The organism is Actinomadura chibensis NBRC 106107, from assembly GCF_001552135.1.
Taxonomy (GTDB): domain Bacteria; phylum Actinomycetota; class Actinomycetes; order Streptosporangiales; family Streptosporangiaceae; genus Spirillospora; species Spirillospora chibensis.
In genome coordinates, this window is sequence record NZ_BCQP01000045.1 from 40,266 (window position 1) to 60,782 (window position 20,517).

Here is a 20,517-nt window from a genome sequence, read left to right on the forward strand (position 1 = left end):
AGTTTGGGCGGCACACGGTGTGCTTTGAGGTCGTTCGATGAGGCGGCTGTGGGCGCTGATGCGGCGGTCGGCCGGGACGGCGGCGGACTGGGACGGGCTGACGCGCCACGACCAGGCGCGGGCCGTCCGGGGCCTGCTGGCCGGGCCGTGCCCGGAGACCGTCTTCCTCTTCGCCGGTCTCGGGGCCGAGGCGCGGCGGGCGTTCGAGGTGTTTCCGGACGAGGCGCGGGCCTGGCGGTCGATGGCGGAGATGGAGGCGGCGCGGGCGCGGGCGTGGTCGCGGCAGGGCCGGGTGTGGGACGCGGGCCTGTGCGTGGGGCGGGCCCAGGCGTACCGGGCGGCGGCACGGCAGGTCGAGGACGTCCTGATCGAGTCGCTCGGCCTGTGGGACCAGTACGAGCGGCAGGCCGGGGAGAACGGGCGTTGACCGGCGCGTTCAGCAGGTGGTGGGCGTGGGGGCGCCGCGGCGGAGGGACTCGGTGAACTGGAGGGACGTCTCGAAGGAGGCGTCGATGCCGCCTCGGTGGTCGGCGCCGTCGAACGTCCGGTAGGCGATGCGCGCGTAGCGTTCGCAGAGGTCGTCGACGATGTTCCGCGTCGCGGCGGGGGAGACCTCGCGGTCGGCGGTGCCCTGGGCCACCAGGGTCGGGACGTTCAGGGTGAGGCCGAGCGCCTCTTGCGCGTTGTAGTAGGTCTCGAATCGGGTGAGGTCGGCGTCCGGGCGGAAGACCTTGTCCAGGGGGAGGCTGGCGCTCATCTGGCGGAGTTGGGCCAGGCAGGCGTTCGTCCGTCCGGCGGCGGCCAAGGGTGCGGCGTCGGGGGTCAGGAGGGCTTCCGGGGTGAAGGCCGGGTCGGCCGCGTGCGCGCCGTTGAGCAGGACGAAAAGGAACGGCAGCGCCGCCTCCGCCCCGGGTTGCTGGGACTTCACGTACACGGCGGTCCGGCTCATGTTCGAGCCCGGCGCGATCGCCACGGCGCCTCTCAGCCGGACGTCCTTCGCGCTGGTCGCCGCCGTGTAGAGGGCCGCCTGGCCGCCCTGGCTGTGCCCGGCGACGAACCAGTCGCGTCCGATTCGGCGGTCGACGCGGCGGGCCGCGCGGACGATGTCGACGACGGTGTTCGCCTCGCTGACGCCGTTCATGTACGGGTGCCCGCCGGGCGTGCCGAGGCCCTCGTAGTCGGTCTGGACGACGGCGTAGCCGCGCGACACCCACCGGTCGAGGTACGCCTCGGTGATCGACAGGTAGTCGTGCGCGGGGCCGGTGGCGGTGTCGGCGGACGGCGCGCACGCGTCGGCCGTCCCGGTCGTGCCGTGCGCCCAGCTCAGCACCGGCCAGCCGCCGCGCGGCGGGCGGCCGCGGGGGACCGCGACGGTGCCGGTCACGACGATCTTCCGGCCGCCGACGCCCTCGGACGTGTAGCGGATCGCCCGGTTCACCGAGGCGCTCGGCAGCGCCGCCGCGGTCGCGAGCGGGCGCACGCTGATCAGGTTTCCGCGTTTGCCGGGGACGGCCTGGGCGGTGGGGACGGCGAGGCCCGCCGTCCCGGCGCAGACGGCTGCCGCGGCGGCGAGACCGCTCAGGGCTCTCATGACGTCCTGCCTCCTCCTCGTGTCCTGGACGGCGCGACACGCGCACGCGCCGTTCGGGCTCGCGCGGCGACACGCTAGGCGCGCGGGGCGCGGCGGCGGGACGGGCGGTCCCACTGACCGGTATCGACGATCGCGGGCACCGCCGTGGCTGCGGATATTGTTCCTTGTCAGCACCCGGACCAGCGCTGGACCGGCGCCCGGGCCACCCGGCCGGAACCCGTGGGGGAGGGATCGTGGCGAGGATCTCGTCGGCGCGGCCGTCGGCCGAGCCGAGCTCACCCGAGCAGCACGACCGCCGCCGCCGGATCCTGCGCGCCGCGGCCCGGATCGGGGCGGAGAAGTCGCTCGAACGCGTCCAGATGCACGAGGTGGCGAAAGAGGCCGGGGTCGCGATCGGGACGCTCTACCGGTACTTCCCGTCCAAGGTCCACCTGTTCACCGGGGTGATGGCCGCGCAGGTCGACCGGCTCCGCGAGCAGGTCCACGCGCCCGCGCCGGGCACCAGCCCCGAGGACGCGGTCGCCGACCTGCTCGTGCAGGCCAGCCGGTACCTGATGGCGCAGCCGGTGCTGTCGGCGTCGATGCTGCACGCCTCCAACACCGCGCACGTCGCGACCGTCCCGGACACGATCCACATCGACAACACGTTCCGCGACATCCTGCTGCGGGCGGTCGGCATCGACGACCCGACCGTGCAGGACGTCACGCTCGTCCGGCTGGTCATGCAGTGCTGGTACGGGGTGCTCCAGTCGAGCCTGAACGGGCGCGCGTCCATGGCGGACGTGGAGAGCGACATCCGCCTGGCGTGCCGCCTGCTCCTCGCGCCCCGCTCGAACGCGCCCCGCTCCAAGAAGCGCCGGGCTTGACAGCGCCCCCGCCGGACGGCCCGGACGGCCCGCCGACGCCTTTCCGGCGGGCCGTCCACCGCGCCTCTCCGCGCCACGATCCCGAAATGGCGCGAGAGGCGTTCAGAGGTACGGAGTTCCGATCAGTCGGGGTAGGAACTGCCGAGGGCGGGACGGAAACTGGTCGACGCGTACGGCACGACCGCCGGGCTTCTCCAGGACTCGCCGTCGAGCCTGCTCCACCAGATCCGCTCGTCCCCGTTGACGCCCTTCCAGGACAGGAAGGGGACGCCGTTGCGCCCCGTCAACGATGGGCCGACGCTGCTGTTGGCACCGGGCACGACCTGCGGCGCCGTCCAGGTCGAGGAGAAGAGCGGCAGTTTGTTCCACCAGATCCGCTCGTCGCCCTCGACGCCTTTCCAGGCGGCGTAGACCGCGCCTCCGATGAACGCCAGCGCCGTACCGGCACTGGTGTTCGCGCCGGGGACGACCTGAGGTCCGTTCCAGGTGCTGTTAACCGAGTTGTAGTCGGTCCACCAGATCCGCTGGTCTCCGTTGACGCCCTTCCACGTGATTATGGGCTCGACGCTACGGGCGTCGACCTGCCGGACCGCCATCGCGGGACCGAAACTGCTGAACGCGCCCGGAACCTTCTGCGGCGCGGACCATCCGTTGAAATCGTGCGTCCACCAGATGGCCTGGTCGCCTTCCACGCCCTTCCAGGCGAGCCAGGTGCCCGCCAGGTTCACCCCGCCCGGGCCGACGCTGGACGCGGCGCCCGCCAACGGCTGCGGGGTGGTCCAACCGCCGTTGGCGAAGTTGTTGACCCAGATCCGCTGGTCGCCGTTGACGCCCTTCCAGGCCATGGTGAACCTGGTTTTGTTCGATCCGACGAGGGTGACCCCGGCGCTGGAGTTCGCGCCAGGGACGATTTGGGGGGTCGTCCAGGTGACGCCGTCGTCGTTCAGCCGGTTCCACCAGATGTGCTCGTCTCCGTTGACGCCTTTCCAGGTCATGAAGACCACCTCGGTCATCGCGGCCGCGGCGGGTTGGCGCCGTTCAGCCGAATAGGCGGGCTGCGCGCCGCCGGCCAACAGTGCGAAAACGGCCGAGAAGAGGGCCAGCCGTTTCGTCGTTCTCATGAGAATCGCCTCCGGGGGATTCCTCGGGAGCGGCGGCTGGGAGAGGCCGCCGAGAAGGCATGCGGGTCAGGGCGGACCGCGATGGCCGCCGAATGGTCGGGAGCGGGACGGTCACGGCTCGGTGCCAGGCGGAATGGCGGGGGTCGGCGCAATGGCCGGAAGAGGATTGTGTCCGCCGGGTGGAGCGATGGTATTTGTGATCTTGTGTCCGTCCTTCGCCGCCCAGGATCTACCGCGAACTATCGGCAGATCAACTCTTGACAAATTGTGGTCAATATGACGCGCGCGTTTGTCATGGCCCGGAGCGTCGCGTCCGCCGCCGAGGCCGGATCCGGACGCAGCCGGCGGGGTGGCGCGCACCAGGATGAGAGAGAGGGAGACCATGACGGCTCGCACGATCGCGGTCAGCGGCAGCGCGTCCGGCATCGGGAGGGCGCTCGCGACGCTCCTCCGCGGCCAGGGCGACCGCGTCATCGGCGTCGACCTACGCGACGCCGACGTGACCGCCGACCTGAGCGTCCCCGAAGGACGCTCGCGGGCGGTCGCGGAAACTCTGGAAATCTGCGGCGGCCTCCTGGACGCGGTCGTCGCCAGCGCCGGGGTCTCGCATTTCACCGACCTCACCGTCAAGGTCAACTACTTCGGCGCGGTCGCGCTGCTGGACGGCCTCCGCCCCGCCCTCGCCCGCGCCGAAAACCCGCGCGCCGCCGTGGTCGGCTCGATCTCCGGGACGCAGCCCGTGGACGACGCCGTCGTCCGCGCCTGCCTGGACGGCGACGAGCCCGCCGCGCTGCGGGCGGCGGCGAAGGCCGCCGAAGCCGGGGCCGGGCACACGCTGTACCCGTCGTCCAAGGCGGCGGTCGCGCGATGGCTCCGCCGCGCCTGCGTCACGCCCGAGTGGGCGGGCGCCGGGATCCCGCTGAACGCGGTCGCGCCGGGCGTCGTCCGGACGCCGATGAGCGCCCCGCTGTTCGAGGACGAGCGCATGCTCAAGGCGATGAACGACGCCGTCCCGATGCCGCTGAACGGCTACGCCGACCCGGAGGTGATCGCCGAGGCGCTGCGCTGGCTCGTCTCCCCGGCGAACACCCACATGACGGGCCAGGTCGTCTACGTCGACGGCGGCGCGGAGGCGACCCTCCGCGGCCCCGACGTCTTTTAGCCCGGCTAGACGGTGCCCGTTTCGTCCAGCGCGGCGACGCTGTACGCGGCGTAGGTCCGGTGCGGGTCGCGCCCGTCGAAATAGGGGGTGAGCCGCTCGCCGAGCTCCTCGGCGGAGAAGATCCCGGAGGCGGCGGTGAACTTCCGCTCGACGGTCGGCGCGGCCATCAGCGCGACCATGTCGCCGTACACCACGAACACCTGCCCGCTGATCTTCTCGGCCGCCGGGGACGCGAGGTAGCCCACGAACGTCCCGACCCGCTCGGGCGCCATCGCGTCGAGCCCGCCGGGGGACGTCCCCTCACCGAACGACGCCTCGGTCATGGCCGTCCGGGCGCGCGGGCAGATCGCGTTCGCGCGCACCCCGTACCGCGCGAGGCCCGCCGACGTGGACAGGGTCAGCGCCACGATCCCGGCCTTCGCCGCCGAGTAGTTCGGCTGCCCGGCCGAGCCGAACAGGAACGCCTCCGACGCGGTGTTGACCACCCGTCCGTAGACCGGGCCCCCGGCGGCCTTGCTGGCGGAACGCCAGTACGCGGCGGCGGCCCGGGACACGGCCGCGTGCCCCTTCAGATGGACGTGGATCACCTCGTCCCAGTCCCGCTCGGACAGGTTGAACAGCATCTTGTCGCGCAGCACGCCCGCGTTGTTGACGACGACGTCCAGGGAGCCGAACGCGTCGACGGCGGCGGACACCAGCGCGTCGCCCGTCGTCCAGGCCCCGACGTCGCCCCGCACCGCGACGGCGCGTCCGCCCGCCGCCACGATCTCGGCGGCGACGTCGTCGGCCGCCGGGCCCGTGTCGTTGACGACGACGGCGGCGCCCCGCGCGGCGAGCGCGAGCGCCTCGGCGCGGCCGAGCCCGGCGCCCGCGCCGGTGACGACGGCGGTGCGGCCCGCAAGCGAGAGGTTCATCGGGTCCTCCGGAACGAACGAGATGCGTGACGGGGTCCGACGGACGCTAGTACGTGTTCTAGTTCGGCTCCGGTCCCCGTCCCGCTGAGCGGTCGGCGCCGTTGACCAAGGACCGGCCAAGATTGCGGCGGACGATGCCCCGCCCCCCGCCGGGCGAGGTTTGCCCGTGCCGCCCGCGCGCATAGTCGGCGGGAACGCTCCGTCCCACCGATCGGAAAGTCTGGAATGTCCACCGAGAAGCAGGCCCTCGGGACGGGCGCCCGCCTTGTCGAGGACTGACCCCCGCCCGGACGCGGCGCGGACGACCGACCCGTCCCGCGCCCTCCTGCCCGCGCGCCACCCGCTGGCCGGACGCCGCCGCCCGAAGCTGCAGCTCCGCCACGGTGAGGGGGACCGGCACCACCTGACCAGCCTCCAGGGCCTGGTCGCGCTGTCCCTGGACGCGCTCAGCTCCGTCGCCTACGGGCCGGAGGCCATCGCGGTCGTGCTCGTCGCCGCCGGGACGGCCCGGGTCCGGCTCACGCTGCCCGTCACGCTGGCGATCGTCGCGCTGCTGACCGTGCTCGTCGTGTCGTACCGGCAGGTCATCGCCGTCCACCCGGACGGCGGCGGCTCCTACGCGGTCGCCCGCGACGACCTCGGCCCGCGCGCCGGAGTCCTCGCCGCCGCCGCGCTCGTCATCGACTACGTCCTCACCGTCGCGGTCAGCCTCGCGGCGGGCGCCGCCACCCTCGCCTCCGCCTTCCCCGCGCTGCTGCCCTACCTGCTGGAGACGTCGCTCGCGGTCCTCGTCGTCCTGACCGCCGTGAACCTGTACGGGATCGCCGACAGCGCCCGCGTGCTGATGCTGCCGACCCTCCTGTTCATCGTGACGATCCTCGGCGTCGTCGCGGTCGGCCTCGCCCGCGCCCACCCGGCCGCGACGGTCGGCTCCGGCGTCGTCTCGCACGCGGACGAGGCGCTCGGCGTGATGCTCGTCCTCAAGGCGTTCGCGGCCGGGTGCACCGCGCTGACCGGCGTGGAGGCGATCGCCAACGGCGTCCCGATGTTCCGGCGCCCCCGCGTCGCGCACGCGCAGCGCACCGAGCTGATGCTCGGCGCGCTGCTCGGCGTCATGCTCGTCGGGCTGGCGCTGCTGATCCGCCGCGACATGGTCGTCCCCCGGGACGGCGTGACGATCCTCGCCCAGCTCACCGCCGGGGCCTTCGGCTCGGGATGGACGTACCAGGCGGCGAGCGTGATCGTCGCGGTCGCCCTCGCCCTCGCCGCCAACACGAGCTTCGGCGGGCTGCCCGTCCTGCTCAGCCTCCTCGCCAAGGACCGCAGACTGCCGCACCTGTTCGCGCTGCGCGGCGAGCGTCCCGTGCACCGGTACGGGGTGCTGGCGGTGGCCGTCGCCGCCGGTCTCCTGCTCCTCGCCGTGGACGCCCGCACCAACCGCCTGCTCCCGCTGTTCGCCGTCGGCGTGTTCACGGGCTTCACGATCAGCCAGATCGGGCTGGTGACGCACTGGGCCCGCGTCCGTCCGCCCAACTGGGCCGGGAAGGCGCTGCTGAACGGGACGGGCGCGACCCTCACCGCCGTCGCGACGCTCGTCCTGCTGATCACGAAGTTCACCGAGGGCGCGTGGGTCGTGGTCGTCGTCGTGCCGCTGCTGATCGCGCTGTTCACCCGCGTCCGGCACTACTACGACGAGGTGGCGCGCGAACTGCACCTCGGCACGCTCCCGGAGCGCCGGCCGGAGCCGGCTGCGGCCGGACGCCTGGTGATCGTCGCGCTGCACCGGTTCGGCGCGACGACCGGCCCCGCGCTGAGCACCGCGCTCAGCCTCGGCGAGGAGGCGGTCGCGGTCATCGCCGCCACGGCCGAGACGGACGCCCGCGCCCTGCGCGACCAGTGGGAGCGCTGGGACCCCGGCGTCCGGCTGGAGATCGTCGACAGCCCCCGGGACGCGCGGATCCGCCCGCTCCTGGAGTACGTCGCGCGGACCGCCGCGCGGGACGGGCGGCCGCTGCTCGTGCTCGTCCCGACCGTCCGGTCGAGCCGTCCCCGGTACCGGTTCCTCTACGACCAGGGCGCGATCCTGCTGGCCGAGGCCGTGCGCGAGCACGTGCCCGGCGCGCTCGTCTGCGTCCTGCCGTGCCGCGTCCACGCCTGATCACCAGGCGGACGGGTGCGTGCGGTGCTTCTTTCGTGGAAGTGGCGGCGCTTCCGCGCGGAGCCTTCAGGAGAGGAGCTTCGCTAGCTGGGCCATCTCGGCGGGTGGGTCGATCACCGGCTGGATGAGCAGTTCGTCGACGCCTGCCTGTTGCAGGGCGGTGACGCGGGCGCGGACGTCGTCGCGGGTGCCGACCAGGGCCAGGGCGTTCATGAGCGACGGCAGGATCAGGTCGCGGTCCTGCGGCGCGATGCGTCCGAGGTAGTTGGGATAGAGCCTGGTGTGCCGGTCGGGGGCGTCGGGGGTGGTGCCGCGCCGGTCGAGCAGTTGTCGCACCGCCTCGCGTTCGGCGGGGCCGAGCTGGTCGGCGAAGGCGGGCGTGTCGGCGGCGAAGGCCAGCAGCGACATGACGAGGTGGCCGGTCGCGTCCCGGGCCGCGTCGCCGTCGGGGGCCTCGCCCTCGCCGAGGATGTGCAGCGCGGTGACCAGGTAGGAGTCGGGGTCCGGGGACGTCTCGCGGGCGGCGGCGCGGCGCGCGTCGTGGAGCGCGCGCCAGGCCGCCGGGTCCAGCAGGCCGAAGGAGATCAGGCCGGTGCCGCGACGTCCGGCGACGGCGGCGGCCTTCGGCCCCAGCGCGGCCACGACGAACTCGATCGGGTCGGCGGTGTTGACCTGCGTCCCGGCGTGCAGGAACCGGACGTCGCACACCCGGTCGCCTTCGCGGTACTCGATGGCGCGTCCGGCGCATAGTCCCTGCACCGAGGCGGTGAAGGACTCCAGCGCGTCCGCCGTGGTCGGCCGCATGCCCAGCGTGCGCCGGGCGGTGTTCCCCGTCCCGACCCCGCAGATGATCCGGCCCGGCGCCAGCGCGTTGAGACTGGCGAACCCGCTCGCGGCGGCCGGGGCGGAGCGCAGCGCCGGTGACGTCACGCCGATCCCGAGCCTGATGCGGCTGGTGGCCTTCGCGCACAGGCCCAACGCGACGAAGGGGTCGCCATGGACCATCGGGGTGTCGTTGACCCAGAAACTGTGCAGGCCCAACCTCTCGGCCTGTAAGGCGAGGTCCTCCACGCCGGGCTGTGCGGTGACCACGACGCCTGCGCGCATCGAAACCTCCAAGGTGTGAGGACCGCGACAGGCCCAGCTTCGCAGCCCGCGCGTTCACCCGCGCTCGGCTTCGCGCTTCCGGGGTTGTTGGCGCGGCGCTCGTCGGCGGGATGACGGAGGGGCGGGCCGGGTCACACCGGGTACCGATGGGCGAGTCACGCCGGGGGGCGATGTGCGACGGCGCCGGGCGGCGACATGCTCTTCGAAGGTCCGAGGTGTGCTGTCCGGAGGGGTTCCCATGTCTGCTCATGCGGCGTTGTCGCGGCCCGGGAGGGGGCGCGGACTCGTCCCCGCCGTGCTCGTCGTCCTGGTCGCGGCCCTGGCGGTCGCGTTCGTCTTCGTCCCGTGGATAGCGGCGGGCGCGGGACCGGGCGGCGGCTACGACAGCGAGGGCGACCTTCGCGATGCCCTTCGCGAGTCGTTCGTCGCGTACTGGAGGTCGGGCGACCGGGACGTGTCCCCGGGGCTGGAGCGGGTCGTCGACTACTGGTTCCGGTTCCACCTGGTCAAGGGCCTGATCTCCGCGCTCATGCTGGGCGTGCTGATCGCGCTCGGCGTCATCGTCTGGAAGGCGTTCGTGCGGGCCGACGCCCTCGGCGCGGGAAGGCGGGCCGCCCTCGCGTCGGCCGGTGTCGTCGTCTCGCTGGGCGCGGTGTTCTCGCTGGTGGCGCTGATGGCCAACGTCCAGGGCCTCATCGCGCCGCTCTCCTCCCTCATGCCGATGGTGGTGTCGGGCAAGGCCGACCCGACGCTCACCAGCACACTCGACCAGATCCGGGGGCAGTTGGAAGCCTCGCCGGGCGCGGGCGGGCACTCGCCCGCCCTCGACCTGCTGATCGACGACTTCGCCCGCTACCACGCGGCGATGGCCGTGATCGCCGCGACCGTGATGGCCGCCTTCATCGCCCTCAGCGTCGCGCTGTGGCGAAAATTCGCCAGGACCGACCGGTCGGGCCGACGGGCCAGGCGCGTCCTCGCCTCGTTCGGCGCCGTGACCGTGCTGCTGTCACTGGCCCTGGTCGTCGTCACCGTGGCGAACACCTACACCGCGGGCCACTCCGCCCCCGCCCTCCAAGCCTTCTTCGAAGGCTCCTGGTAACCCGCCCGAACAGCCCTGGTCTGGCGGTCAGGGCCGTTCTCGGTGGGCCAGGCGAATTCGTCTACCGCGAGCCATCGTTCACCGGCCACGTTCGTCGGGGTCGTGCCGGTGAAGGCGACGACGTCGCGGTGCAAGTGGGATTGGTCGGCGTAGCCGGTTTCGGCGGCGACCCGCGCCGGGTCCCGGCCTTGCGCGAGGCGGTGCGCGGCGTGGTCGAAGCGGACCAGCGTCGCGGCGCGCTTCGGCGGCAAGCCGATCTGCGAGCGGAACCGCGACCACAGCCGCTTGCGGCTCCACCCGACTTCGGCGGCCAGGTCGTCCACCCTGGTCAGGCCGCGTCCGGCGACGATGCGCCGCCACGCCCACGCGACCTCGGGGTCCAGGGACGGACGGGTGCGGCGGCGGGCGAGGAACGCGTCCGTCAGCGCGAAGCGCTCCGCCCAGGTCGGCGCCGCGTCCAGCCGCTCGCCGATTCGGGACGCCTCCCGGCCCCACAACTCGTCCAGCCGCACGAAGGCGCCGTCCAGTTCGGCGGGGGAGACGCCGAGGATCGCGCCCGCGACCAGCGGGGACAGGCGCACCTGCACCGCCTCGAACCGCTCGCCCCGCACCCACGGCGTCCCGGATCCGAAGCCGAGCCCGGCGGCGACGCTGCCGCTCAGCCGCCGCCCGGCCGGGTCGTCCACGACGAGCGGGCCCGCGCCGAACGCCAGCGCCAGCGACACCGACGGATGCGGAACCGCCCGGTGGGCCGCCGCCGACACGCCCCGGTCCCGGAATCCGGCCATGCTGACACCGGTGATCCGGCTCGGCTGTTTCGGACGCGCGACGTCCCAGACAGCCGGGTCGTCCCGTTCGCGCGGCTTGGGCGGCATGCGGCCATGCTAGGCGGGGTCTCGAGCGGCGGAACATTCGTTCAAGCCACCGGCCCGCCCGGACGGCGACAGTGGCGGCATGACCACCTTGAAGAGGCGCGTCGTCATCGCCTCGGGCGTCCTCGCCACGCTGGCCGGGGTGCTCGCCGTGAACGCGGTCGCCGTGTCGCGGGGGGACGCCGGGGCCGCCGCCGAGGCGCTGCCCCTTCCCGGCGGGAGCGTCTTCGTCCGGCAGGACGGGCCCCGCGACGCCCCCGCGCTGGTCCTGATCCACGGTCTCGGCGGGTCCACCCGCTGGTGGGACGAGGTCGTCCCGCCGCTGGCGAGGTCGCATCGCGTCGTCCGGATCGACCTGCTCGGGTTCGGCCGGTCGGCCAAGCCGTCCGGCGGCGGCTACGCGATCGGCGAGCAGGGCGAGCGGGTCGGCGCCGCGCTGACCCGGATCGGCGTGCGGCGCGCCACGGTGGTCGGCCACTCGACCGGCGGCGCGGTCGCCACGGCCCTCGCCGAGCGGCGTCCCGAGCTCGTGTCCGCGCTCGTGCTCATCGACTCCGGCCCGCGTCTGGACGCCTTCATCTCCGATGGGTTCGTCGGAAACCTGCTGTTCGTCCCCGGCGTCGGGCAACTGCTGTGGCGGTTCCGCACCGACGGGGTCGTCCGGCGGAGCCTCGGCACGGCGTTCAGCCGCCCGGAGTATGAGATCCCGCGAGCGCTCGTGGACGACGTCCGCGCCACGACCTACCACTCGCTCACCGCCACGTCGCGGGAGGCCGAGCGCTACCTGGCCGAGCGTCCGCTGCCCGATCGCCTGGCGCCCATCGGCAAGCCGCTGCTGGTCGTCTTCGGGCGGGACGACCGGCGCTGGCGCGCGTCGTCCGCCGCCGACTACCGGGCCGTTCCGGGCGCGACGATCGAGCTGATGCCCGGAATCGGGCATTCGCCCATGCTGGAGGACCCGTCGCGCACCGCCGCGTCCCTCCTGGACTTCGCCGCGTCCCACCCCGCTTAGCCCGTGTGCTAGCGTCTGCGACGACTTCTCACCGTAGGGTCCCGCCCTCGCTTTCCAGCCTCCTGGTGTCCGATGACGCCGGGAAGGTGGAAGTCACACCTTCTCCCGACATGGGGTGTGACGATGGGCGCTGCCCAGGTGGCGGATCCGGCCGTCGAGGCCGTCGATCTGGTGAAGAGCTATCCGGCGGGACGCGGCAGGGCGCCGGTCGCGGCGCTGCGCGGGCTGACGTTCGCGGCCGCGACGGGAAGCGTCTTCGGGCTGCTCGGCCCGAACGGCGCGGGCAAGTCGACCGCCGTCAAGATCCTCTCGACGCTCTCGGCCGCCGACGCGGGAACGGCGCGGGTCGCCGGGATCGACGTCGCGCGGCATCCCGGACGCGTGCGCCGGGCGATCGGGTTCGTCTCCCAGAAGCCCGGCGCCGACCCGGCGAGCACCGCGATCGAGAACCTCGTGCTGGCCGGACGCCTGCACGGCATGTCCCGCCGGGACGCCGCGGCGCGGGCCCGCGAGCTCGTCGGCGGGTTCGGCCTGGCCGACGCCGCCGACCGGCCGGTCCGGACGTACTCCGGCGGCATGGCCCGCAAGCTCGACGTCGCGCTCGGGCTGGCGCACCGCCCCCGCGTGCTCTTCCTCGACGAGCCGACGACGGGCCTCGACCCGCAGGCCCGGAGCGAGCTGTGGGCCGAGATCGCGCGGCTGGCCGGTGCGGAGGACATGACGGTGCTGCTCACGACCCACTACCTGGAGGAGGCCGACCAGCTCGCCGACCGGCTCGCGATCGTCGACAACGGCGCGGTGGTCGCCGAGGGCACCCCCGACGAACTGAAGAGCGGCCTGCGCGGCGACGCGGTGCACGTCGACCTCGCCCGTCCCGACGGCAGGGCGCTTGAGGCGCTGCGGACGGTCCCCGGACTGCGCGAGATCACCCTGGACGGGACCACCGTCCGCGGCCGCACCGACGACGGCGCCCGAGCGCTGCCGCCCGTGCTCGCCGCGCTGGACGAGGCGGGCGTCGCGGTGACGTCCGCGACCCTCGCCAGGCCCTCGCTCGACGACGTCTACCTCCGGCACACCGGCCACGGCCTCGGCTCCGGCGCGGCCCCGAAGACCCTGGAGGCGGAGTGACCACCGCACCCGCGCGCGTCCCGCTGATCGCGCACTCCGCGCTCCTGACCGGCCGCCTGCTGCGCGGCCTGCGGCGGACGCCCGCCTTCCTCGTCATCGGCCTCGTCCAGCCGGTGATCTGGCTGCTGCTGTTCGGGCAGCTCTTCCGCGCGGTCGTGAACCTGCCCGGGTTCGCGCACGGCGACGGCGGCTTCCTCCAGTTCCTCACCCCGGGAGTGGTGATGATGACCGCGCTGTTCGCGAGCGCGTGGGCGGGGACGACCCACCTCCAGGACATCGAGCGCGGCGTCATGGACCGGATGCTCACGTCCCCCGCCCACCGGGGAGCCCTGGTGATCGCGTCCCTGGCCTGCCAGGCGGTGCAGGCACTCGTCCAAAGCCTGGTCATCTTGGCCGTCGCCGTGGTGGCGGGCGCCCGCTTCCCGGGCGGCGCGGCCGGCGCCGGTGCCACCCTGCTCTCGGCGGTGCTGCTGACGCTGATCTTCTCCGCGCTGTCCGGCGCCGTCGCCCTGCTGACCCGGCGGCAGGAGACGCTCATCGCGATCTCCCAGTTCACCACGCTGCCGCTGATGTTCCTCAGCTCGGCGGTGATGGACCTCGGCCTCGCACCCGCCTGGGTCGGCCGCGCCGCCGACTGCAACCCGGTGGAATGGGCGGTCGCCGCGTCACGGGAGGCGATGCTCGCCCATCCCGACTGGAGCGCGGTGACGGCGCGCCTGGGACTGCTCGCGGCGGCGGCCCTGGTGATGGGCCTGCTGTCCACGCGCGCCTTCCGCGCCTACCGGAATTCCGCGTGATCAGACGAAGGCCGCGGGATGGTCGGCGCAAGGGCTGACCATCGCGTCACGTGCCGAAGACGGTGTTCTCCGCTTGGCCGAGGAGAGCGGTCAGCTCCTCGGCCTCGGCCTTGTCGAGGGACGCGAAGGCGGGCCCCATCAGCTCGTCGGTGAGCTGTTCCGCGTCGTCGTGGCGGCGGCGCGTCTCGGCGGTGACCTCGGGATACGGGCGCGGCCAGCCGAAGTACTCGGCGTTCGGCTCGCCGCTCGGGAGCAGCGGCGAGCGCCCGCTCAGCACCGCCTCCAGCGGGCTCAGCCCGCTCGCCAGCACGGCGACGACGTGCAGGCCCCCGCGCAGTTCCCGGACGACGTGCGCGAGCTGGACCACCCGCGCCGGGCCGTCCGCGGGCAGCGGCATCGCCCGCCAGCCCGCGAAGACCGGCGCGCCGACCACGTCGGCCGCGCCGCCCTCGTCCGCGACGCGCTGGAGCAGGTCGGCCAGCCGGTCCGCGGCGGCGAAACCGGCGAGCTTGCGGCGGCCGAAGCCGTGCGCGACGGCGGCGTACCGGTCGGCGGCCTCCGCCGCGGGGAGGCCCGCGCCCGCCTCCCACGCGCGGCGCACCGTCGTGGCCGGGAAGAACCCGGCGGCGGACATGACGACGTCCGCGTCGACCTCGCCCAGCACGCCGAACCGGCCGCGGAAGTACGGCGTCCAGCCGGACAGGCCGGTCTCCGCCGCGAAGGCCTTCGCCTCCCGGGAGATCATGAACGCCCCGCCCAGCCGTCCGATCGGCTCCGCCACCGCCGCCGCGATCTCCCGCATCCCCGTCGCCCCTTCCTAGAACCGAATTTCATTCAACCACGGCCCGGCGGGGAGCCCGGGTCAGGGCTTGCGGCCCACGCCGCCCGCGCAGGACACCAGGGGCGGGTCGCCGAACGGGCTGGGGTCGGGCCGCCACTCCGGGACGAGGACGACGCCGGGCTCCAGCACGTCCAGCCCGTCGAGATACCGCGCGATCTGCTCGATGCTGCGCGGCGTGTAGGGGACGGCGCCGGTGCCGGCGTTGTAGCGCCTGATGGCCTCGACATATCCCGGATCGGTGTCGGTGCCGTCGTAAACGGCGAGATGGCTGCCCGACGGCAATGCCGACAACAGCCGGTCGACGATCGAGCGCGCCTCGTCGTAATCGGCGACGAGACCGAGAATTCCCATGAGCATCAGCCCGACCGGACGGCTGAAGTCCAGGGTCTTGGACGCCTGCTCCAAGATGACGTCGGGCCGGCGGACGTCCGCCTGAATGTAGTCGGTCGCCCCTTCGGGGGTGCTCGTCAGCAGAGCCTGGGCGTGGACGAGAACGAGCGGGTCGTTGTCGACGTAGACGATCCGCGATTCCGGCGCGACGCGCTGCGCGACCTCGTGGGTGTTGTCCACGGTCGGAAGGCCGGTCCCGATGTCGAGGAACTGGCGGATTCCCGCGTCGGCGGCGAGGTAGCGCACCACCCGCGCCAGCATGTAGCGGGAATGGCGGGTGAGGTCGACCATGCCCGGGAAGACCTGGCGGACGGCGTCACCGGCCGCCTGGTCGACGGGATAGTTGTCCTTGCCGCCAAGAAGGTAATTCCAGACCCGCGCCGAATGCGGGACCGAGGTGTCGATCTCGGGGTGTGCGCTCACGGCTGCTCTCCCTGCTCTCCGTGGCTCTCCGTGCTCGCGACCGATGCTTCCAGGCGGACAACCCGCCCACAACCAGCACGGCCACGCGGAACCGGCCGTTCGGTACGGTCGGAGCATGGCGGCGGACGAGTTCGACCTCGACGCGGGCGGCGGGCGGAGGCTGCACGCCTACGACACCGGGACGGCCGCCCCTGGTGGACCCGTCGTCTTCTGGCACCACGGCACGCCGAACATCGGCGCGCCTCCGCGTCCGCTTTTCGCGGTCGCCCCGGACATTCGGTGGGTGTCGTTCGACCGTCCCGGATATGGCGGCTCGGATTCGGTCCCGGGACGCGATGTGGCGTCCGCCGCCGCCGATACGGCGGCCGTCGCCGACGCGCTCGGCATCGACCGGTTCGCGGTCATGGGGCATTCGGGCGGCGGCCCGCACGCGCTGGCCTGCGCCGCGCTTCTGCCGGACCGTGTCCTCGGGGCGGTCAGCGTCTCCGCATTGGCCCCCTTCAACGCCGACTTCCGCGCGGTCTTCGGGGCCGACTTCGGCGCGGACGGGCTCGACTGGTTCGCGGGAATGGGCCCTTCCAGCGCCGCTTCACTGCGCGCCGCCGCGGCCGGACGGGCCGCGAAAGAGCGATACGAGGCGGCCGCCGAGTACGACCCGGAAATGTTCACTCCGGCCGACCACGCCGCGCTCCAAGGCGAATGGTCGTGGTTCGAGGAAGTGGTCGGCCCCGCCGTCGAGAACGGCATCGGCGGCCTGGTCGACGACGACCTCGCCTATGTCGCGCCGTGGGGATTCGACCCGGCCGCGATAGAGGTGCCGCTCCTCGTCGTCCACGGGGAGCGGGATCGGATCGTCCCGAGTTCGCACGGGCGGTGGCTGGCGGCCACCTGCCCGACCGCGCGGCTGCGCCTTTCCCCGGAGGACGGGCACATCTCCGTCCTCGGCACGGCGCCCTCGGCGCTCGGCTGGCTCCGCCGGTGCGCCTGATGAGCTTCAGGTCACAAAAGGCCATGTCACATCCACTGTTCGGTGCTCCGTCCTTGGTGGTGAACCGCGCATCGAATCGGTTCGGCCGGGGACGATCCCCCGGCGAGGGTCTGGAGGAGCCATGGCGTCAACGATCCTGGTCACCGGCGGTACCGGAACGCTCGGACGGCAGGTCGTCCCGCTGCTGCGGGACGCGGGCCGCGACGTGCGCGTGCTCACCCGGCGCGCCCGCGAGTCCGCGGACGGCGTCGACTACGTGACCGGCGACCTGGCCGAGGACGTGGGGGTGCGGGCCGCCGTGGAGGGGGCCTCCGTCGTCCTGCACCTGGCGGGCGGCGCGAAGGGCGACGACGTGGTGGCGCGCAACCTGGTGCGGGCCGCGAAGGCCGCCGGTGTCGAGCACCTGGTGCTGATCTCCGTCACCGGCGCGGACCGGCTCCCGCTGAAATGGGTGCGGACCCAGCACGAGGTCGAGAAGACCGTGATGGAGTCGGGCATCCCGTGGACGATCCTGCGCGCCGCGCAATTCCATGACCTCGTCCTGAAAATGGTGCGGACGATGGCGAAGTCACCGGTCGTCCCCGTCCCGCGCGGGCTGCGGATGCAGCCCGTCGACGCGCGGGACGTCGCGGAACGGCTCGCGGAACTGACGCTCGGCGCCCCCTCCGGCCGCGTGCCCGATTTGGTCGGCCCCAAGGTCTACGGAATGGGCGAACTGATCCGGAGTTACCTGCGGGCGAGCGGGAAACGCCGCGCGCTGCCCGCCGTTCCCATCCCCGGCAAGGTCGGACGCGTCTATCGCGCGGGCGAGAACATCGTCCTGGAAGGCGCCGTGCACGGCACCTGCACGTGGGAGGAGTTCCTCGCCGACCACGTGACCCGCGCCGCGAAGGCCCCCGCCGCGTCCAGGTGACCCGGCCGGGACCTACGGCCTCAGGTCATGGACGCCTCGACCTGCCGCCGCATGACCTTCCCGGTCGCGTTGCGGGGGAGCGGGTCGGACGTGATGTGCCAATGTGACGGCACCTTGAAATAGGCGAGGCGTTCGCGCGCGTAGGCGGTCAGTTCCTCCGGAGTGGGCGGGAGCCCGGTGAACACGACCACCGCCCCGACCTCCTGCCCGAGGTCGGGATGCGGGACGCCGAGGACGACGCACTCCCGCACCGCCGGATGCTCCGCGAGGACGTGCTCGACCTCCGCCGGGTACACGTTCTCGCCGCCGCGGATGATGAGGTCGGAGCGGCGGGTGGTGAGCCGGAGCCGCCCCTGCTCCATGACGCCGATGTCGCCGGTGCGCAGGCGGCGGTCCGCGTCGAGGGCGCGCGCGGTGGCGTCCGGGTCCCGCCAGTAGCCGATCATGTTGTAGGCGCTGCGGGCGCAGACCTCGCCCTCGACGCCGTCCGGGACGGGACGGTCGTCCGGCCCGCGGATCTCCACGTCGACGCCGATCGTCGGACGGCCCAGCGTGCCGGGCGCCTCGGCGAGGTCGGCGGGCGTCGCGACGGAGATCGCGGTGCACGACTCGGTGAGGCCGTAGCTGTCGACCAGCGCGCCCTTCGCGGGCGGGAACACGGCCCGCAGCCGCTCCTTGAACGCGGCCGACGACGGGGCGGTGGCCAGCGCGAACGCCGTCAGCGACGACACGTCGTAGCGGGACAGGTCGCCGTGCTCGACCAGCCGGTGCGCCATCGTCGGGACGGCGCCCCAGTTCGTCACCCGCTCCTTCTCGATCAGCCCGAGCACGGCGTCCACGTCGAAGCCGCCCTCGTGCATGATCACCGCGGTTCCGGTGGCGAGCCTCGGGACGGCCAGGTTGTGCAGGCACGCGATGTGGAACAGCGGCAGCGCCAGCAGGTACCGGCGGGCGGACGGGTCGTCCCCGAACGCGCGCAGCATCGCGTCGTTGAACCGGTGGTACTCGATCACCGAGGTCAGGTTGCGGTGCGAGTGGACGGCGCCCTTCGGGCGTCCCGACGTGCCGCTCGTGTAGAGGATCACGGCCGGGTCGTCCTCGGCGACGTCCGGGACCTCCAGCTCGGCGCCGGGGTAGCGGCGGGTCAGCGAGGGCACGTCGGACTCGACGGTGAGGACGTCCTCGGACGTCAGCGCCGCCCGCTTCCCGTCCGCGACGACGATCTTCGGGTCGGTGTGGCCGAGCGCGTACTCCACTTCGCGCGGCGCCCACCAGGCGTTGTAGCCGACCGCGACGGCGCCGGCCGCGATCGCCGCCCAGAACGAGATGATCCACTCCGGGCTGTTGGCGGCGTTGATCGCGATGCGGTCGCCCGGCTCGACGCCGAGATCGTCCCGCAGCGCCTTCGCCATCGACGCGACCGCCGCCGCGTGCTCGGCGAACGTGATCCGCCGGGACGCGGTGACGAGGTAGTCGCGGTCGCCGTAGGAGGCGGAGCGCCGCAGGACCTCGCCGAGGCTCCGGGCGCGGTTGGCGAACACGGGCAGCCGGGCGCCGAGGACGTCCTCGTCCCGCAGCTCGAACTCGCCGCCGGGGCCGGTCAGCTCCTGGACGATCTCCATCGGACTGGACACCCGCGACCTCCTCGTGCGCACCGGACGGCCCATTCTCCGTCCCCACCCCCACCACCCCCAGCGCCATACCGCTCAGCGGGACGTCCCTCACAACGCCCGCGCGTTGACGGCGGCGAAGAGGCCTTGAAGGTCGCTTGCGAAGGGCGCGGCGATCAGGCCGCAGGTGTCGTATCCCACGGATGACTACCGCGCGGGCTGCTGAGGCCGCGCTCGCGGTGGCCGGTGCGGGTGAGTGCGAGCAGTGCGAGGAGTACGAGCAGGCATAGGGCGGCGACGGTTCCGGCGAACCAGGTCACGGCGGTGGTGAGGCCGATGGCGGTGGCGAGGACGCCGACGCCGAGGACGGGCAGCCCGACGCCCGCGTAGACGATGACGTAGAAACCGGACAGCACCTCGGCCCGGTTGCTGCTGGGAGCGGCGTTGTTGACGGCGGTGAGTCCGCCGAGGAACACCAGTCCGTGGCCGATGCCAGCCAGCGCTGTCGCTCCGAGAAGTAGGGCGAGGGAGGATCGGTCTCCGGCAAGCACGAGGAGTCCCAGCCCCAGGGCCAGCAAGGGCAGGCCGGCGAGTTGCAGGTGGCGTGGCGGGCGTCCGTAGCCGAGAAGTTGGACGGTCGCCGAACTCGCCAGCATCAAAGCCGCGGTTCCTCCACCGAGGAGCGGGTCGGTGCTTTTCGCGAGCGCGGCGACGTAAGCCGGGATGAGGGTCAGGAACAGCCCGATCACTGCGAACGCCAGGAAATTGGCTGTGCCGCTGGTTGCGAACACCGCTCGCATCGCGGGAGGAATCGCGGGGCGCCGGGGGCGCCACCGAGTCTGCTGGTGCGTGGTCGGCAGCCCCATGACGGCGACGGCCGCTGGAACCAGCAGGACGATTTCGGCGACGAACGGCACCACGTCCGGCGCCGTCGCGATGTATCGGGCGACCAGGCCCGCCAGGACGGGGCCGAGACCCAATCCGCCGACGGACGCCACGGTCGAGACGAGGGCGGCCTTGCGGTGGCTGCCCGACGGTTCGAGTTCACTCAGCGCGGCGGTCAATGCCCCCGATGCCGCACCAACGGCAAGGCCCTGCGATATGCGCGCGGCGAACAGCCACCAGGTATCGGTTGCGAGTGCGAATCCCAGCGATCCCAGGCCCGCCAGCGCGAGGGCGGGCAGGAGGACCCGGCGGCGGCCGACCGCGTCCGACAACGGGCCTGCCACCAGCAGGGACGGGATGAGCGCGGCCACATAGACGGCGAAGATCAGCGTGACGACGAAGGGCGAGAATCCGAACCTGTCCTCGTAGCCGCGATAGAGCGGTGTCGGCAGGTTCGTTCCGGTCAGCAGGATCAGCAGCGTGTAGGCCGTGGCCCAGAACCGCCACCGGCCCGCACCCGGGCCCGGCGCCCGACCACGTCCCGCTCCGGTGTCGCTGAGATCGTTCGGCACGTCTCCCGCCTCCATCATGTTCGGCTTTTCCGAACATAACAGATGTTCGCGAGAGCCGAACATGTCCG

At 73.1% G+C, this 20,517-nt stretch carries 19 protein-coding genes; 10 read left to right on the forward strand and 9 right to left on the reverse strand.

Translation table 11 applies throughout. The features are described from left to right. The first annotated feature begins 37 nt into the window (after positions 1–37). Entirely contained in the window at positions 38–427 is a 390-nt protein-coding gene (locus ACH01S_RS25910) for a hypothetical protein (protein WP_067896700.1), read from the forward strand. A gap of 9 nt (positions 428–436) precedes the next feature. Here ACH01S_RS25910 and ACH01S_RS25915 read toward each other — a convergent pair whose 3' ends face one another. Further along, positions 437–1,591, reverse strand: a complete 1,155-nt coding sequence (locus tag ACH01S_RS25915; protein ID WP_067896703.1) for an alpha/beta hydrolase family protein — start codon at positions 1,589–1,591, stop codon at positions 437–439. A 233-nt stretch (positions 1,592–1,824) separates the two neighbouring features. Here ACH01S_RS25915 and ACH01S_RS25920 point away from each other — a divergent pair, with 233 nt between their 5' ends. Further along, on the forward strand, positions 1,825–2,457 hold the full coding sequence (locus ACH01S_RS25920) for a TetR/AcrR family transcriptional regulator (RefSeq protein ID WP_067896706.1): 633 nt from the start codon (positions 1,825–1,827) through the stop codon (positions 2,455–2,457). Positions 2,458–2,579: 122 nt separating this feature from the next. Here the strand turns inward: ACH01S_RS25920 and ACH01S_RS25925 are convergent, their stop codons facing one another. Further along, positions 2,580–3,578 carry a hypothetical protein gene (locus ACH01S_RS25925; RefSeq protein WP_067896707.1) on the reverse strand — a complete coding sequence of 333 codons (999 nt, stop codon included), beginning with the start codon at positions 3,576–3,578 and terminating at the stop codon, positions 2,580–2,582. A gap of 382 nt (positions 3,579–3,960) precedes the next feature. Here ACH01S_RS25925 and ACH01S_RS25930 point away from each other — a divergent pair, with 382 nt between their 5' ends. Then, positions 3,961–4,740, forward strand: a complete 780-nt coding sequence (locus tag ACH01S_RS25930; RefSeq protein WP_067896710.1) for an SDR family oxidoreductase — start codon at positions 3,961–3,963, stop codon at positions 4,738–4,740. 5 nt (positions 4,741–4,745) lie between these two features. Here ACH01S_RS25930 and ACH01S_RS25935 read toward each other — a convergent pair whose 3' ends face one another. Continuing rightward, on the reverse strand, positions 4,746–5,654 hold the full coding sequence (locus ACH01S_RS25935) for a 3-oxoacyl-ACP reductase (RefSeq protein WP_067896713.1): 909 nt from the start codon (positions 5,652–5,654) through the stop codon (positions 4,746–4,748). 265 nt (positions 5,655–5,919) lie between these two features. On the opposite strand from ACH01S_RS25935, the gene ACH01S_RS25940 reads away from it, so the two are divergent. Then, the gene (locus tag ACH01S_RS25940; protein ID WP_218010392.1) at positions 5,920–7,812 is read left to right on the forward strand and encodes an APC family permease; all 1,893 of its coding nucleotides are present in this window, start codon (positions 5,920–5,922) and stop codon (positions 7,810–7,812) included. A 66-nt stretch (positions 7,813–7,878) separates the two neighbouring features. Here ACH01S_RS25940 and ACH01S_RS25945 read toward each other — a convergent pair whose 3' ends face one another. Continuing rightward, positions 7,879–8,919, reverse strand: coding sequence for an LLM class flavin-dependent oxidoreductase (locus ACH01S_RS25945; RefSeq protein WP_067896716.1), 1,041 nt, complete (start codon positions 8,917–8,919; stop codon positions 7,879–7,881). Between the two features lie 238 nt (positions 8,920–9,157). Between ACH01S_RS25945 and ACH01S_RS25950 the strand changes: the two genes are divergently transcribed. Beyond that, the gene (locus ACH01S_RS25950; protein WP_067896718.1) at positions 9,158–10,018 is read left to right on the forward strand and encodes a hypothetical protein; all 861 of its coding nucleotides are present in this window, start codon (positions 9,158–9,160) and stop codon (positions 10,016–10,018) included. Here ACH01S_RS25950 and ACH01S_RS25955 read toward each other — a convergent pair. Beyond that, positions 9,961–10,893 (reverse strand): helix-turn-helix domain-containing protein, encoded by a 933-nt coding sequence (locus tag ACH01S_RS25955; RefSeq protein WP_148344376.1) that lies wholly within the window; start codon positions 10,891–10,893, stop codon positions 9,961–9,963. The two genes, ACH01S_RS25950 and ACH01S_RS25955, sit on opposite strands and share 58 nt — an antisense overlap. 79 nt (positions 10,894–10,972) lie before the next feature. Between ACH01S_RS25955 and ACH01S_RS25960 the strand changes: the two genes are divergently transcribed. From ACH01S_RS25960 to ACH01S_RS25970, 3 genes are all read left to right on the forward strand, one after another. Further along, positions 10,973–11,902 carry an alpha/beta fold hydrolase gene (locus tag ACH01S_RS25960; protein ID WP_083981142.1) on the forward strand — a complete coding sequence of 310 codons (930 nt, stop codon included), beginning with the start codon at positions 10,973–10,975 and terminating at the stop codon, positions 11,900–11,902. A gap of 123 nt (positions 11,903–12,025) precedes the next feature. Beyond that, positions 12,026–13,030, forward strand: coding sequence for an ATP-binding cassette domain-containing protein (locus ACH01S_RS25965; protein WP_067896877.1), 1,005 nt, complete (start codon positions 12,026–12,028; stop codon positions 13,028–13,030). After that, positions 13,027–13,827 carry an ABC transporter permease gene (locus ACH01S_RS25970; RefSeq protein ID WP_067896720.1) on the forward strand — a complete coding sequence of 267 codons (801 nt, stop codon included), beginning with the start codon at positions 13,027–13,029 and terminating at the stop codon, positions 13,825–13,827. The genes ACH01S_RS25965 and ACH01S_RS25970 overlap by 4 nt, the downstream gene beginning before the upstream one ends. Positions 13,828–13,873: 46 nt before the next feature. Here the strand turns inward: ACH01S_RS25970 and ACH01S_RS25975 are convergent, their stop codons facing one another. Further along, positions 13,874–14,629, reverse strand: coding sequence for an SCO6745 family protein (locus ACH01S_RS25975; protein ID WP_067896723.1), 756 nt, complete (start codon positions 14,627–14,629; stop codon positions 13,874–13,876). A gap of 60 nt (positions 14,630–14,689) precedes the next feature. Beyond that, positions 14,690–15,481 (reverse strand): SAM-dependent methyltransferase, encoded by a 792-nt coding sequence (locus tag ACH01S_RS25980; RefSeq protein ID WP_067896725.1) that lies wholly within the window; start codon positions 15,479–15,481, stop codon positions 14,690–14,692. Positions 15,482–15,596: 115 nt separating this feature from the next. Between ACH01S_RS25980 and ACH01S_RS25985 the strand changes: the two genes are divergently transcribed. Next, entirely contained in the window at positions 15,597–16,469 is an 873-nt protein-coding gene (locus tag ACH01S_RS25985) for an alpha/beta fold hydrolase (protein WP_067896728.1), read from the forward strand. Positions 16,470–16,590: 121 nt separating this feature from the next. After that, entirely contained in the window at positions 16,591–17,382 is a 792-nt protein-coding gene (locus ACH01S_RS25990) for an SDR family oxidoreductase (protein ID WP_067896731.1), read from the forward strand. Between the two features lie 20 nt (positions 17,383–17,402). Here the strand turns inward: ACH01S_RS25990 and casG are convergent, their stop codons facing one another. Both casG and ACH01S_RS26000 read right to left on the reverse strand, forming a co-directional pair. Next, a complete protein-coding gene (casG, locus tag ACH01S_RS25995; protein WP_246236700.1) occupies positions 17,403–19,016 on the reverse strand; it encodes a steroid-24-oyl-CoA synthetase in 1,614 nt (537 codons plus the stop codon). 152 nt (positions 19,017–19,168) lie between these two features. Next, the gene (locus ACH01S_RS26000) at positions 19,169–20,512 is read right to left on the reverse strand and encodes an MFS transporter (RefSeq protein ID WP_218010394.1); all 1,344 of its coding nucleotides are present in this window, start codon (positions 20,510–20,512) and stop codon (positions 19,169–19,171) included. Positions 20,513–20,517: the final 5 nt, after the last annotated feature.